The 11,947-nt window shown below is 66.6% G+C and carries 9 protein-coding genes; 7 read left to right on the top strand and 2 right to left on the bottom strand.

Annotation, left to right across the window (positions count from 1 at the left end; all coding sequences use genetic code 11):
* The 5 genes from ACWDTF_RS17840 (at position 1) to ACWDTF_RS17820 (ending at position 7,443) form a co-directional block, all read left to right on the top strand.
* Positions 1-1,020 carry a LacI family DNA-binding transcriptional regulator gene (locus ACWDTF_RS17840; protein ID WP_355274641.1) on the top strand — a complete coding sequence of 340 codons (1,020 nt, stop codon included), beginning with the start codon at positions 1-3 and terminating at the stop codon, positions 1,018-1,020.
* A 26-nt stretch (positions 1,021-1,046) separates the two neighbouring features.
* Positions 1,047-1,526 carry a MarR family winged helix-turn-helix transcriptional regulator gene (locus tag ACWDTF_RS17835; RefSeq protein ID WP_240855126.1) on the top strand — a complete coding sequence of 160 codons (480 nt, stop codon included), beginning with the start codon at positions 1,047-1,049 and terminating at the stop codon, positions 1,524-1,526.
* 220 nt (positions 1,527-1,746) lie between these two features.
* Positions 1,747-3,381 (top strand): MDR family MFS transporter, encoded by a 1,635-nt coding sequence (locus ACWDTF_RS17830; RefSeq protein ID WP_355274693.1) that lies wholly within the window; start codon positions 1,747-1,749, stop codon positions 3,379-3,381.
* 163 nt (positions 3,382-3,544) lie between these two features.
* Positions 3,545-6,535, top strand: a complete 2,991-nt coding sequence (locus ACWDTF_RS17825; RefSeq protein WP_355274637.1) for an Ig-like domain-containing protein — start codon at positions 3,545-3,547, stop codon at positions 6,533-6,535.
* Positions 6,536-6,579: 44 nt separating this feature from the next.
* Positions 6,580-7,443, top strand: coding sequence for an SDR family NAD(P)-dependent oxidoreductase (locus ACWDTF_RS17820; protein ID WP_240855130.1), 864 nt, complete (start codon positions 6,580-6,582; stop codon positions 7,441-7,443).
* A 4-nt stretch (positions 7,444-7,447) separates the two neighbouring features.
* On the opposite strand, the gene ACWDTF_RS17815 is transcribed toward ACWDTF_RS17820, so the two are convergent.
* Both ACWDTF_RS17815 and ACWDTF_RS17810 read right to left on the bottom strand, forming a co-directional pair.
* On the bottom strand, positions 7,448-8,671 hold the full coding sequence (locus ACWDTF_RS17815; RefSeq protein ID WP_355274634.1) for a sulfotransferase family protein: 1,224 nt from the start codon (positions 8,669-8,671) through the stop codon (positions 7,448-7,450).
* Positions 8,668-9,855, bottom strand: coding sequence for a DUF1214 domain-containing protein (locus ACWDTF_RS17810; RefSeq protein WP_355274631.1), 1,188 nt, complete (start codon positions 9,853-9,855; stop codon positions 8,668-8,670). The genes ACWDTF_RS17815 and ACWDTF_RS17810 overlap by 4 nt, the downstream gene beginning before the upstream one ends.
* A gap of 129 nt (positions 9,856-9,984) precedes the next feature.
* Between ACWDTF_RS17810 and ACWDTF_RS17805 the strand changes: the two genes are divergently transcribed.
* On the top strand, positions 9,985-11,265 hold the full coding sequence (locus tag ACWDTF_RS17805; RefSeq protein ID WP_355274628.1) for a competence/damage-inducible protein A: 1,281 nt from the start codon (positions 9,985-9,987) through the stop codon (positions 11,263-11,265).
* Between the two features lie 28 nt (positions 11,266-11,293).
* A complete protein-coding gene (locus tag ACWDTF_RS17800; protein ID WP_240855137.1) occupies positions 11,294-11,923 on the top strand; it encodes a TetR/AcrR family transcriptional regulator in 630 nt (209 codons plus the stop codon).
* Positions 11,924-11,947: the final 24 nt, after the last annotated feature.

The following is an 11,947-nucleotide window of genomic DNA, read 5'->3' as shown; positions in this document are numbered from 1 at the left end:
ATGACCGAGACGTCGGCAGCCGGGCGCCGTCCGACCATGCAGGATGTCGCCGACCGGGTGGGTGTCTCCAAGGCGACGGTGTCGTTGGTGTTCCGCCAGGCGCCGGGCGTCGGCGACGCAACGAGACGCGACGTCGAACAGGCCGCCGAGGAACTCGGCTACCGGAGAAATCGGACGGCCGCGTTGATGACTGCCCGGCGCTCACACCTCATCGGCGTGGTGGCCCAGATCCGCAACAGCTTTCACGCCGAGATCGCCGAATATCTCGTGTCCGCAGCCGATCTCGCGGGATACGAGATCGTTCTCGGTGCGGTGACCCCCAGCCACGACGAGTCCCGCGTGGTCGAGACACTTCTCGACTTCCGCTGCGAGGGAATGCTTCTCGTCGGGCCCGAGCTGGACACCCGGGCCATCTCCGCATTGGGCGATCGGGTTCCGACGGTGGTGATCGGTCGACGCACCTCGTCGCCGACCGTCGACGTGATCCGCACCAACGATGCCAAGGGCATCTCGCTCGTCGTCGACCATCTCGTCGAGCTCGGACACCGCGAGATCATCCACGTCGCGGGCGGACCCGGAACCATCGCCGCCGATCGTCGCAGCGGGTTCCTGCGCGCGCTACGACGCCACGGCCTGGCCGCCGACGCCGCAGTCGTCGAGGGCGGGGCCTTCACCGAAGACGCCGGAATCCGCGCGGCCCAGCAGATCCTGTCGCGCACACTGCCGACCGCCGTCGTCTGCGCCAACGACCGTCTCGCCGTCGGCCTCCTCGACACCCTTCGTCGCGCAGGTGTCGACGTGCCAGGCGAGGTGTCGATCACCGGCTACGACGACAGCACGCTCGCCCGCCTTGCCAACATCGACCTCACCACCGTGAGCCAGCAGCCACAAGCACAGGCGCAGGCCGCCATCGCCGACGTCGTCAGCAGGCTCGACGCCGGCCGCACCGACCGGGCGGCGTCGGCTCTCACACCCGAACTGGTGATCCGCAGCACCACCGCGCGGGTCGCCTCCTCCTGACCCGACGCGCGATTACCCTGCACAGGGTGGGTAGCGATCCGATCACCGACCTCGAGTCCGAACTCGCCGACTTCTGGCGACGCGGTCGGGCTCGAACGCGCAATCGTGCTCGTGCGATCGACCCGCGTCTCGACCCGTCCTGCTACCCGCTCCTGACCATCCTCTACCGCCACGAATCCCTGCGGATCACACAGCTCGTGGCGATGCTCGACCTCGACAAGTCGACCGTCACCCGCCAGATCGATTCCGTGGAGCGGCTGGGATTGGCCCGCCGGACGCCCGACCCCGACGACGCACGCGCTCGAGTGGTCGCCCTGACCGGCGCCGGCCGGGAACGGGTCGATGCCGTGGTGGCGTCGGCCGTCGCGGACTGGCGCGCCCGCCTGAATCGATGGGACGCCGCCGACATCCGTACCCTCACCGAGCTGCTTCGGCGCCTCGCCGACGTGTCCGGCGACGGCGACGGTGACGCGAAACACCCCGACCCGGAGCATTCCGCGGAATAGGCAAAGATAGTTGCGGGTTGCAACCATAGTTGGTTATAGTTGCGGCTATCAACTAATTCGGTGCGTGCTCACCCCCACGCGCCACCGATCCGACGACCGCCCGCGCTGGCGGGTCGCCCCCCTTTCCGACTCCGCGCACAGCGGCGTCCTGCCACCTGAACCCGGAGGTCTCACCTTGACCACGACAACCACGCGAGCCGAACAGGCCTCGGGTGCGCCGATGACCCATCGGCAACGCATCGAGGCACTGATCGGCCTGCTCATGGGCATGTTCGTCGCATTTCTCTCGTCGACGATCGTGTCCAACGCGCTCCCGACCATCATCACCGACCTGCACGGCACCCAGGATCAGTACACCTGGGTGGTCACCGCGACCCTCCTGGCGTCGACGGCGACGACCCCCATCTGGGGCAAACTCTCCGATCTGATCAGCAAGAAGCTCCTCGTGCAGCTGTCGCTGATGCTGTTCACCCTCGGCTCGATACTCGCCGGCCTGTCCCAGTCGGTGGGCATGCTCATCGGCTTCCGCGTCATCCAGGGTCTGGGCCTGGGCGGCCTCCAGGCACTCGTCGTCATCGTGATCGCGTCGATGTTCAGCCCGCGTGAGCGTGGCCGCTACCAGGGTCCGATCGCGGCCGTGATGTCGTTGGCCACGGTGGCCGGCCCGCTCATCGGCGGCGTCATCGTCGACACCAGCTGGCTGGGCTGGCGCTGGACCTTCTACGTGTGCGTTCCGCTTGCGGTCATCGCACTGCTGGTCATCCAGCGCACCCTGAACCTGCCGGTCGTCCGCAAGGCCGGCGTGCACATCGACTACCTCGGTGCCGTGCTCATCGCTGCCGGTGTCAGCACTCTGCTCATCTGGGTCACCCTGGCGGGCAAGAGCTTCGATTGGTCGTCGGGGATGTCGATCGGCCTTGTCGCACTGGGCGTGGTGTTGCTCATCGCGGCACTGATCACCGAGTCGCGCGTCGCCGACCCGATCATTCCGCTGCGCCTGTTCCGCGATCGGACCACCGCGCTGGCCACTCTCGCGAGCGTCGCAGTCGGTGTCGCCCTGTTCGGCGGTGCCGTGTTCCTCGGCCAGTACTTCCAGATCGCACGTGGCTACTCACCGACGGCGGCCGGTCTGCTCACGCTGCCGATGATCATCGGTTCGATGGTGTCGGCCACCGTGTCGGGCCAACTCATCACCCGGTACGGCCGATGGAAGGGCTTCCTGGTGGCCGGCGCCGCAGCGATGACCGCGGGCTTCGGGCTCCTGTCGACGATCGACGCGCACACCAACATGGTGTTGCTGGGCGGATACCTCTTCATCCTGGGGCTCGGCATGGGTATGACGATGCAGAACCTGGTCCTCGCCGTGCAGAACAACGTCACCCCGGACAACCTCGGTGCCGCCACCTCGACAGTCACGTTCTTCCGTTCCCTCGGTGGCGCGGCGGGCGTGTCCGTGCTGGGTGCCGTTCTCTCCAACCACGTGACCGACCTGATCGCGTCGGGCCTACGCGCCGTCGGCATCAACCCCGCGCAAACCGGTGGGTCCGATGCGGGATTGTCGAACCTCAACGAGTTGCCGAGTCCGATCGCCGACATCGTCCGCGGCGCATACGGCGACGGCACGGCCCGGATCTTCCTGGTCGCCGGCGTGATGGCCGCGCTCAGCCTGGTCGCCATCCTGTTCATCAAGGAAGTCGCGCTCAAGACGAGCTCGTCGCTCGAGGAGAGTGCGCAACTGGCAGCGTCCGCACCCGAGCTGCTCGACACCGAGTTGATGGACACCGCAAAGGTGGACGCCGAGTTCGACGGCATCATCGAAAGCGAAAAGGAGTTCTCCGGCAAGCATTCTCGATGATGTAGCGCGAGCAAAGTTCATGGTTAGCGTCGCTAACCGTGGCCCCAAACTGGGACTTACCTCACCGCGTCGACATTCGTAACGTTGCGGGTGAGGCGAGAAGGAGAGCCTGGACCGGACGAATCCGGCTGCGGCCCTTCTCATTCCCAGGAGGACCGCAGCGATGCACCACCGCACCACCACCCATCGCATCAAAGCCCTCGCAGCGGCCACCGGCGCCGGAGCCGCACTCTGGCTCGGCGGCAGCCCCGTCGTCGCCTTCGCCGAACCCTCCGACGGATCGTCCAACAGCTCCAACTCCACCTCGGACGACACCTCCGACGACTCGTCCTCGGAATCGGAGTCCGATCACTCGCGAGATGATTCCAGTTCATCGAACTCGACGAACAACGATTCGGACCCGGCAGCCGCCGCAGGACAGAACTCCGACAACGAGACCACCGACGGCGATGCGGCCGACAACACCGACAACGACGCCGATTCGACCACCACGCCCGACGACACCGACCAGACCGACGACAACGCCGACACCCCGCCCGCGGTGGTGACCGTCACACCCGACAGCGCCACGGCCACACCCGAACCCACCCCCACGATCGCAAACAACGCGCCGACCGCCGCCACCGAGACCACCCCCACCCCCGACCGCCACGAACCAGCCACCACCACTACACCCGACACCACCCAGGTGGCCGAACACCCCGACACACAACGACATTCACCCGCAGCACCGACAACTGTCACCGAGACCCCCGCACTCCTGCAGACCACCACACCACCCGCCACCCCCGAAGGCGGCACGGTCACCGGCAACGGCCCCGCACCGGCCACCACCACCGACAACGGCGCCCCCGTCGAGAACACCCCCACCCGCATCGTGGCCGGCATCCTCACCCTGTTCGGCTACAACCCCCACCAATCCAGCCCGAATCCCACCCCCGCACAACCCGCTCTCGTGTTCGTGTGGGCCGCATGGCAACAACTCAACCGCCGCTACCTCAACAGCGCACCCAACCTCGCCCCCACCGGCCAAACCGTCGACACCACAACCGGAACCGTCACCGGCACCCTCGGCGCCACCGACCCCGACCGCGACACCCTCACCTACACCCTGATCGACGCACCCGACCACGGCACCGTCACCATCAACCCCGACGGCACCTACACCTACACCCCCGACCCCACCTACGCCCACGCCCTCGCCGCCGACCCCACCCTGCCGGCCACCGACACCTTCACCATCACCGCCACCGACGGTCAACGCCACACCTACAGCGTCACACCAGCATCCGGAACAACAGCAACCATCACCGTGCCGGTCACCGCCCAGAATCAGGGGCCGTCGCTGGCGGTGCTCAGCGGCGGAACCTACCCAGACAACACCAGCGTCTACATCCTGGCCCGCACCGACGGCGACGGCGATGACCTCGTGATCACCCACACCACGCCCGCACACGGCACGATCGATATCAACGATCACGGGGACGGGACCGTCGCGATCATTTACGTACCCGATGCCGACTACGCCCACCAACTCGCCGCCGACGGCATCCCGCTCGGCAGCGACACCTTCACCGTCACCGCAGACGACGGTCACGGCGGCACGAGCACAGTCACGCTGAGCCCGCTGATCGCACCCGTCAACAGCGCCCCGGTACTCACGCTCACGGACGCCCAGAACGCGTACAACAGCGTTTCCTACACCTTCACCCGCACCGACGGCGACGGCGATGACCTCACCACCACTGCCTCATCCCAACGCGGGGTCGCCACCGTCATCAACAACACCGACGGTTCCATCACCGTGTACTACGGCGCCGATCCTGACTACGTCCACGCACTCGCGGGCGATCCCAGCCTCCCGGCCACAGACACGATCACCGTCACCACCACCGACGGCCACGGCGGCACGACCACCCACGCGATCCCCGTCACGCTCTATCCCTTCAACAACGCACCCACGGCCGGCTACACCGTGCTGTCGTCCCAAAACAGCACGCGCACGACCACCACCGTCGGCGCCATCGGCACCGTTGGCGGCAGAATCCATTACGAGTGGCTCAATGGCAGCGCGGTAAGCCCGGACGGGCGGTACGTGTATATGCCCAGCCAGGAGTACCAGACGGGGCACCTGGTCATCCTCGACACCACGAACGGCAGCATCACGAAGGTCACGGTGGGACAGAACCCGCAAGCGGTTGCGCTGAGTCCCGACGGCACGACGGCATACGTCGCGAACTTTTGGGGCAACAGCGTGTCCGTCGTCGACACCGCCTCCGGCACGGTCACCCACACCATCCCGGTCCAGAAACCCACTACGGTCGCGGTGAGTTCCGACGGACGATGGATCTACGTCGGCAGCGACGCCGCCGGCCCGTCGGTGGCGGTGATCGACGCGGAGACCCTCGCCGTCTCCACCGTCCCGAACGTGAGCGGTGACGCCGCCTACATTGTCAGGCCGAGCCCCGACGGTACCGCGATCTACGCCGCCCACTCGGGCACGGTGGCGCGCATAGACATCGAGACCGGTGAAACCACTCCGTCAGCCTTGTCCTCCGTCGGCATCACCGACATCGTGATATCGCCCGACGGTGACACGCTCTATGTCACCGGCGGGACGAGCAACTCCGTATATGTCTTGGACTCGGCGACGATGGCGGTTACCAAGGTGATCCCGCTCGGACGCCAGACAACGGCTGCGGCGATAACTCCTGATGGCAAATCGCTCTATGTCGCCACCGTCAACGGGCAGGGCAACAAGAGTGTTGCGGTCATCGATACAGTCAGCGGCGAGAGCGTCAGTACCCTCGCGGTGACCAGCTCTGGCTACCTACCCAACGATCTGGTCGTGTCGCCGGACGGGAAGACCCTCTACGTCACAGACGCTTTCACCACCGACCTGCAGGCCTTTACCACGCCGGTGAGATCGGGGGTCGTGACCGGGTCGGACGCCGACGAAGACGCCCTCATCTACGCGGTGACCACCGCACCCTCGCACGGCACAGTCGTCATCGACGAGACGACCGGGGCGTGGACCTACACGGGCAATCAACCGGGGGTCAACTGGTCGGACACGTTTGTCGTCACCGTGAGCGACGGGCATGGCGGATCGACCCCAGTGGCGGTCACGGTGAACTCCACCACTGGCGTCTGACCGAGTCCTATCGAGGATGGACTGTACGGTGACACACTGAGCGCATGGAAGACCTCACCGCGCTGGCCGGACGCAGAGCCGTTGTCACCGGCGCCACCAACGGTCTCGGCATGGCCACCGCGCGAGCCCTCGCGCAAGCGGACGTGCGCGTGGTACTCGCCGTGCGCAACGTCGAACTCGGGAAGCAACGTGCGGCGGAGTTCGGCGGCGACTGCGAGGTCATCCATCTCGACCTCGCAAACCTTGCCTCGGTGCGGGAGTTCACCGAGACGCTCGACGGCAGCGTCGACTATCTCATCAACAATGCCGGAGTCTTCCCACACCAGCATCGCACCACCACAGACGGATTCGAGCTCGGCATCGGCACCAACTTCCTCGGCCCGTTCGCGTTGACCAACCTGCTGCTGCCCCGCATCACGAGGCAGATCGTGTTGGTCGCGTCGGACGCGCATCGTGGCGCCACCCTCGACCCCGACGACCTCGACCTGACGTCAAAGGGCTGGAATCCCGCCCGTGCGTACGCGAGATCGAAACTGGCCGTGATGCTCTGGGGACTCGAACTCGATCGACGACTGCGCAGCAGCAGATCCGAGGTCAGCGCGATGATGACCACGCCGGGCTGGGTGGCGTCGAACATCTCCAACAAGCCAGGTCTGGGTATCGCCCATCGCATCGTCCAGAGCGGCGCGTCGCTACTGGCCAACGACAACGACGCCGGTGCGCAGACCACGCTCTACTGCCTGACCCGGCCCATCGCGCCGGGCAGCTACGTCGGCGTCGACGGCATCTGGGCGCTGCGTGGCGAGCCCGTGCTCTTCGGACGCTCGACGGCTGCATGCGATTTCGATGTCGCAGCGCGCCTGTGGGCCAAGGGTGAAGAACTCACCGCCACCGCCTACCCGCTCTGAAAGCTCAGAGCGCAAACGCTGCACGGTATCGCGCGTACGCGTCGTTTACCTCACCTTCGCTCAGCCCGAACTCCTCCGATGAGTACCTGTGCACGCCGTGGCTGTGCTGGGCGTGCCCCTTCCGGTGCTCCTCCATCCGCGCGCGCACCTCCTCGGTCAGTTCGAATCCTACTGCGGCATAGATGCGTTCGACTTGGGCCATCGGATCGTCGACCAGGTCCTCGTAGCGCACATCGAGGAAGACCTCGGGACGCTGCTCACGTACGTCGAGCGCACGATTCACCATGTCCGCATTACGCGTCAGCCAGTGGCGCGCCACCTCACGCGCATCGACGTGCTCACTGAACATGGAGTGTCCGTGGGCGAGCATGCTCGAGAACGACGCCGTGGTGCGCAGCGGATCGCGATGGGTCTGCACGATCAGCGCATCCGGGAAGACGTCGAGAAGGGTGTCGAGGTGCTCCAGGTGTGCAGGTGTCTTCAACACCCAGCGGCGACGGGGGTCTTGCCACTGCAGGATCTGAAGCAGGACCTTCAGGTAGGCATACGAACCGTGCATGTCCTGCTTCGACAGCCACTCGGCATACGACGGCACGTGCAGCATAGCCTCGGGAACCTGCGAGAGCAGCGAATACTCCTGCAGCAGAACGTCTTCCTCGGGACCGTCGGCCTCCACTGCATGGATCGCGAAGAACTGCGGATTCAAGTAGCGCAGCGCTAGTTCCGCGGCTTTGGTCTGGGCGATCCGCACGGTCGGCCGACCCGACTTCTCTCGCTTACGCGGAAGCAGATGCACCACCTCCCAGGAGCCGACGGCCCGCATGTCCGGGTCCGCGGCGATGAGCCGGTGCAGCATCGTCGTGCCGCTGCGCTGCAGGCCGGCGATGACGATGGGCGGTTCGATGGGCAGTGTCGCGATGTCGGGATAACGTTCGAGTAGCGCCGCGACGCGCAGGCGCGTGGTGAGGATGCCGTGCATGCGGGCCCGGATCACCAGCGCCCCAAAGGTACTCAGCTGGGCGTCCTCGATGATCGAGCGGCACAACGCATCCAATGCAAGATCCGTCTGACGATCGGCCGACCACGGCAATCCCGTGGCCTTCACCGCACGACGACGCAATGTCTCGGCGGACAGGTCCACCGTGACACCTCGCTCCTCGAGCAAAGAGCCGAGACGGTTGAGCAGGCGGATCGGCCGCCGAACGAAGGGGGTGAATCCGTCGGTCACGGGAGACCCGCGAGGTCGTCGACCCGCACCACCCGAGTCTGCGGCTGCGGGTGGTTCTGGGCGCGAATCCAGCGGAATGACATTGCGCCACAGTCATGCCCGGTGGTCTCGATCCAGTTGGGAAGTCCCGGGTCCCGGTGCGCGACAATGATCCGCACCGAGCCGTCGGGCCGATACTTCGCGGTGTGCTTGTTCACGTGCACCGTGTGATAGCGGTAGTCCAACGATTCCAGCCAGTGATTGTCGAGTTGGAAGTTCCAGCCGTCACATTCGGGGATCTCGCTGTCGATCACCAGCGCCTCGTCGGGTCCGAGCCGCCAATAGCTGTGGTAGTAGATGATGTTCGGATCGCCGCCGGCCTTCGTCGAACGCTCCGGATCGAACATCGGCAACTCGTTGGTATACTTCTGGAAGTCCTTGGCCCACTTGGCGAACAGCATCGATGCACCCGCAACCAACAGACTCGCACGCCCGAGTCCGGCGTCGAGTTGCGCGGCGGTCAGGGGCTCCGGTGAGGCCGACCCGCCGAGCACCTCGATCTCGATTTCGGCAGGGACCTCGGTGGTGCGGTCGGCAAAGGTCTGCCGCACGATCAGCAGTCCGGTCTCCGGCGTCATCGGTAGCCAGTTCCCGCTGTGCTCGGTTGCGCTGACGATGAGTTCGAAGGAGCCGTCGGGTGCGATGGCGAGTTCGGCGGCCTCCACATAGCCGGTGGTCGGCATCTGGCCGCCTTCCCCGTAATTGCCTTCCTGCGTACCGAAGCCGAGGTAGTCGACGGTGCCTCGCGTGCCGCTGATCCGGTACTCGAGTGTCCCGTCGATATTGGCGTTCATGTAGAAGTTGTCGGGGTTGTCCGAACCCATCTTCACGGTCTCGTGCACCATGCGGCGCAGTACCGGTGCGCGAGGATCGGCGTACTCGACAAACGCCTCGAGTCCGGCGCGGGTGAGGCGACTGAGGTAGCGGTAGCCCTCGGCCTGCGTGAGCGGGTCGGTCGGCGTCCCGGGGAACACGACCGCCGCGCCCGCCGCCTTGAGCGTGTCGCAGAACTCCTCCCACGTCTTGCCGCTGGCGACGCGCTGCTCGGCGACGGTGTCCGGTGTTTGTCCCCGCAGCTTCAAGTAGGCGACCCGGGCCCGCTTGAACTGCCCCAACATCGACGTCGCGATCGTCCGACCGTTCATCGTCCACCTTTCGAGATCGGTTGCACTCATGATCGGCGACGACGCTGCCCGATGTCCGGGCATTGGCCGATCATGCGGACAACCCGCGGGCGCACGCCCCTCCGGCAGCAGGCGACTAGGCTCGACGAGGTGAGTGTGCGCGCGGGCATCGTGGTCACCGGTACCGAGGTTCTGTCGGGTCGGGTGACCGACCGAAACGGTCCGTGGGTGGCCGCGCGACTCCTCGAACTGGGCGTCGACGTCGCACACATCACCATCTGCGGCGACCGGCCTGCCGACCTGACCGCGCAACTGGCGTTCCTCACCGAGCAACGGGTGGACCTGATCGTCACCACCGGCGGCCTGGGCCCGACGGCCGACGATCTCACCGTCGCCACCGTCGCCACCGTCGCGTCGTTTGCGGGGCTGGAACTGCGTGTGGAGGCGGACCTCGAGGCGCATATCGCCGAACGTGTGCGCGACTGGCAGTCCCGCTCCGGGGTGCAGACCGACCCGGTCGCGACTGCGGCAGGCGTTCGGAAACAGGCATTGGTACCCGTTGGTGCACAATCGATTGCGCCGGTCGGAACCGCGCCCGGAGTGGCGATCAGTGCGCAGCCCGCACGGCCCGCGATCCTCATCCTGCCGGGGCCGCCGGCCGAGCTGCAGGCGATGTGGCCGGCCGGTCTGGCCACCCCGCAGATCGCCGACGCCATCGCGAGACGCGGCGAGCACCGCCAGGAGACCATCCGTGCGTACGGCCTGCGAGAAGCCGAACTGGCCGCGACCCTCCGCAATGCGGAGGGTCAGGTCGACGGCTTCGACGACCTGGAGATCACGACCTGCCTGCGCGGCGGCGAAGTCGAGATCGTCACGCGGTTTCCGGCCGAGGCGGCGTCGTCCTACGACGGGCTGGTGCGCGTGTTGCTCGACGCTCATGAGCGGCAGATCTTCTCGACCGACGGCGCCACGCTCGCAGATCTGATCGCCGCGGCGCTGACCGGTCGGCGCATGGCCACCGCCGAGTCGTGCACCGGCGGACTGGTTGCCGCGCGTCTCACCGACCGGGCCGGGTCGTCGGCCTACGTCATGGGTGGTGTGGTGTCGTACGCGAACGACGTCAAGACCGGCCTCCTGGACGTGCCTGCCGAGATGATCGCCGAGTTCGGCGCGGTGAGCGAGCAGGTTGCCCGGGCCATGGCGGAAGGCGCGCTGCATCGTCTCGACACCGACACCGCAGTCTCCACCACCGGTGTCGCCGGCCCCGACGGCGGCAGTCCGGACAAACCGGTCGGTACGGTCTGCTTCGGAATCGCCATCGCCGGTCGGGACACGGTCACCGTGACGCGTCGATTCCCGGGCAATCGGGCGTCCGTCCGGTCACTGGCGACGACGGCAGTGCTGCATCTGCTCCTCCGCGAGCTCACCTGAGCCCGACGCTGCACCCCCGTGTGACACCATGACAGGGGTGAGCACATCCGAGGAGCCTCGTTGGCGCCGGCTCGGGCCCGATGAACGCCGGTCCGACATCTTGGCTGCCGCGATCCGCGCATTCGGCGAACAGCCCTATGCCGCTGTGCAAATGGCTTCGGTCGCACGTGACGCCGGAGTCGCCCGCGGGTTGCTCAACCACTATTTCGGCACCAAACGCGACCTCTACCTCGAGGTCGTCCGGGCGATGATGTTCGTGCCCGAGCTCGACGAGGTCAATCTGCCGGAAGGCACCCTGCACCAACGGGTGCAATCGTCCGTCGACTGGCTCCTGACAGTGCTCGGTACCCACGGCCGCGCCTGGCTTGCCGTCGGCGGCGAAGGCGTCGGCGACGACCCCGAGGTGCGTGCCATTCTCGACGAGGCCGACGACCACGCCGCACAGCGCGTTCTCGAGGCCATCGGGTTCGACGGCGACGACGCCTCGCGCGCAACGGCATCCGCCGCCATTCGTGCCTACGGTGGCATGGTGCGGGCCGCCGCACGGGAATGGCTGGATCGAGAGTCGTTGTCCAAGAGCGAAGTCCAGCAGATCCTCACCGTCAGCCTGACCGCGCTTGCGGAGACGATCATGGAACCCGGTCGCGGGTCGCGCTGATACCCCTATAGGGTATACGGTGGC

The sequence above is a fragment of the Gordonia sp. NPDC003422 genome (assembly GCF_053588675.1).
The sequence above is the reverse complement of the archived record's forward strand: the minus strand, read 5'-3'. Positions and strand labels throughout refer to the sequence as shown.